Genomic DNA, 2620 nt, shown 5'->3' with positions numbered 1-2620 from the left:
GCACTTAGACGATACTGACACCGTATAACAAAAAGTTATAGCTCGGAGAATCCGGGCTTTTTTTATAAACAATTAAAATTAAAGATTATGGAAAAGAAAGAAGAACTTTTAGAAAGACTAGTGAATGAATTTGCAGCGTACAATAGATTAACTGCTGTTAGAATTGCAAAAGAGAATTTAGATTGTTGGGGGAAAACTAATGAAGAAATGGCGAAAGAGATGAAATCTTCATCAGAAAGAATCCTTAAATGGGGGTATTCAACCGATGAAGATTTTCCTCTTGACCCGCCAAGAATAACAACTGTAAAAATTACATCATGCTCAAAAAACTTGGTTGAGTAATGTTTCCTTATTAAAAAACATAATATACCCACAATATGTACACTCAATTTTGATATTATCTTTTGATATATCAATCTTATCGAAATAATTTCGTTTAATTTCTGCTGCGTTATCTATAGGAATACCACTGGGGTGATAGTAAGGCAGTATTGATCTTTTACATATTGAACATAAAGCACCTTTCAATTTTAGTTCAATTTCATCACTTTGTTTTTTATCCATTTTTTATCATTTTAAAGGTTGATACTATCTGCAAATGTACTGCTTATAAACTATAAGCAGTACATTGCTCTATATGTTGTATAAGAATGTTCTTTAGCATCCTTGCGAAAAACTTCCTTGAAAATATATTGCAAATCACTTGCTAATATCGTTGATTTTTAGTATATTTGGATAGCTAAAAATTTGACGTTATGAAAACTGATTTTACTCTTTTAACTCTCTATGAGAACTTTCCCGATGAAGAAAGTTGTATCAGGTATTTTGAGATGATGCGTTGGGGAGATAAGGTAATTTCTCCTTTTGACCCGACATCTAAAGTGTACAAATGTAGTAATGGGAAATACAAATGCAAGAATACTGGACGATACTTTGATGTAAAAACCGGAACTGCATTTGCTAAAACTAAGATGCCAATGAGAAAATGGTTTTCTGTGATGATGTTACTATTAACTCATACAAGAGGGATTTCTTCCTGCCAAGTTGCTTCAATATTAAAGATTAAGCAAAGAACAGCGTGGGGAATGATGCAGAAAGTTAGACAATATATGTCTATGGAAAACAACCATAAATTATCCGGTGAAGTAGAAATAGACGAAACATTTGTAGGTGGTAAAAACAAGAATCGTCACAAAGATAAGAAAGTAGAGAAATGTCAGGGACGTAGCTATAAGGATAAAGTTCCTGTATTCGGAATACTTGAAAGAGGTGGTAAAGTTATTGCCAAAGTTGTTCCCAATACACAAGCTAAAACTATAGTTCCGATTATCAAAGAAAAAGTTGAATTAGGTAGTGTTGTTTATACTGATGGTTGGGATTACAGTGGACTGCATGGGAAGTATGTACAAAGGTCAGTAGACCATGAAAAACATTTCTATGGTACGACCTATGCAACAGATGAAGGTGAGATAATCGTTGTTAGTACGAACGGTATCGAAAATGTGTGGTCGCATTTCAAGAGAATGATATTTGGGATATACTATCATGTAAGCAAAAAATATATGCAGAGGTATATTGACGAATATATTTTCCGATTTAATACTCGAAATTTTACCGATTCTCAAAGATTTAATTTACTTTTGCGTAATGCAGCTTAGTTATGGGAAAGAAAAAGAAACAAGAAATAGACCTAAGTAACATTAAAACAGTGAGGTTAGAGATTAACTTTTCTGTTCCTAAAGAACAGTTCGATGAACTGCTCCGAAAGATGGCGCACATTGCGGAAGGGAAAACACCGGATCAAGTCGAAGATGAGAAAGATAAAGACAAGGAGGAAAAGAAGAAGGAGTAACAGTTTGTAATTTATGAAGTTATTCTTATATTTGCAGCGTATCATCGAATAGATGGTACGCTTTTTTGTATATAATAGCTCAATCGTCCCTGAATCACCACCTCGAGAATGAACGAGTTATATATTACACACGTTGAGGAATCCGCATAGACGCAGATTTCTTGCTCGGTGTGTAATGGCTTGTGGTGAGCCAAGGGACGTGAAGCAATTATCTGCGTCTTTTCATATACTGGCGTATGGTTATTGCTAATAGACTGGAAACATTATTATTTAGTATTAACCAATAAAACGCAAAACATTATGGAGTCATTTGAAAAATCACAGTATTTAGGTTTAGAAATTCAAAAAGAGAAAAATCTGAAAGTGTTTTCTAAAATAGCACTTATTATTTCATTAATAGGAAATGCTATTTGTGTATTTGGAGCTTTAATGATAGGTGCAAAAAACATTTTACAGAAGAGCTTTTTACCCTCATTATGGTAGGCATAATAGGAACGATAGTTAGTTTATTAGTCTACTTTTTTATAATGGTGATAATAGAAATATCACTAAATCTCAAAATTAGAATTTATAATTTAGCACAGAAATAAAACAATAGAAGTTTGTAAATTAATAAATAAATTGCTATCTTAGCAGTCGAAAAAGAAACAGGCTCTTTCCAGTTAACACCAACTAGAAAGAGCTTTTTTATTAACTAATTAAAATGCATATAGACGGTAGCTATAACTAAAAATTATAATAATAATTTGTGGTGTCGGTATCGTCTAA

Annotated in this window: 5 protein-coding genes; 4 read left to right on the top strand and 1 reads right to left on the bottom strand. The window is 32.6% G+C overall.

Going from position 1 to position 2620, the window contains the following annotated elements:
• Positions 1 to 87 precede the first annotated feature (87 nt).
• Positions 88 to 342 carry a hypothetical protein gene (locus tag HMPREF9010_RS0124940; RefSeq protein ID WP_008648583.1) on the top strand — a complete coding sequence of 85 codons (255 nt, stop codon included), beginning with the start codon at positions 88 to 90 and terminating at the stop codon, positions 340 to 342.
• Here HMPREF9010_RS0124940 and HMPREF9010_RS0124935 read toward each other — a convergent pair.
• Positions 322 to 564, bottom strand: coding sequence for a hypothetical protein (locus tag HMPREF9010_RS0124935; protein ID WP_032853016.1), 243 nt, complete (start codon positions 562 to 564; stop codon positions 322 to 324). The genes HMPREF9010_RS0124940 and HMPREF9010_RS0124935 overlap by 21 nt on opposite strands.
• Positions 565 to 755: 191 nt before the next feature.
• Between HMPREF9010_RS0124935 and HMPREF9010_RS00035 the strand changes: the two genes are divergently transcribed.
• From HMPREF9010_RS00035 to HMPREF9010_RS0124930, 3 genes are all read left to right on the top strand, one after another.
• Positions 756 to 1658 carry an IS1595 family transposase gene (locus HMPREF9010_RS00035; protein ID WP_008652042.1) on the top strand — a complete coding sequence of 301 codons (903 nt, stop codon included), beginning with the start codon at positions 756 to 758 and terminating at the stop codon, positions 1656 to 1658.
• A 2-nt stretch (positions 1659 to 1660) separates the two neighbouring features.
• The gene (locus HMPREF9010_RS00040; protein WP_008652035.1) at positions 1661 to 1852 is read left to right on the top strand and encodes a hypothetical protein; all 192 of its coding nucleotides are present in this window, start codon (positions 1661 to 1663) and stop codon (positions 1850 to 1852) included.
• A gap of 300 nt (positions 1853 to 2152) precedes the next feature.
• Positions 2153 to 2335 (top strand): hypothetical protein, encoded by a 183-nt coding sequence (locus HMPREF9010_RS0124930; RefSeq protein WP_032853014.1) that lies wholly within the window; start codon positions 2153 to 2155, stop codon positions 2333 to 2335.
• Positions 2336 to 2620 lie beyond the last annotated feature (285 nt).

Origin of the sequence: Bacteroides sp. 3_1_23, assembly GCF_000162555.1 — a bacterium.
Classification (GTDB): Bacteria; Bacteroidota; Bacteroidia; order Bacteroidales; family Bacteroidaceae; genus Bacteroides; species Bacteroides ovatus.
The sequence above is the reverse complement of the archived record's forward strand: the minus strand, read 5'-3'. Positions and strand labels throughout refer to the sequence as shown.

Coding starts and splice junctions, on each gene's coding strand:
- HMPREF9010_RS0124935 (WP_032853016.1), bottom strand. CDS start 564: ATGGATAAAAAACAAAGTGATGAAATTGAACTAAAATTGAAAGGTGCT.
- HMPREF9010_RS00040 (WP_008652035.1), top strand. CDS start 1,661: ATGGGAAAGAAAAAGAAACAAGAAATAGACCTAAGTAACATTAAAACA.
- HMPREF9010_RS0124930 (WP_032853014.1), top strand. CDS start 2,153: ATGGAGTCATTTGAAAAATCACAGTATTTAGGTTTAGAAATTCAAAAA.
- HMPREF9010_RS00035 (WP_008652042.1), top strand. CDS start 756: ATGAAAACTGATTTTACTCTTTTAACTCTCTATGAGAACTTTCCCGAT.
- HMPREF9010_RS0124940 (WP_008648583.1), top strand. CDS start 88: ATGGAAAAGAAAGAAGAACTTTTAGAAAGACTAGTGAATGAATTTGCA.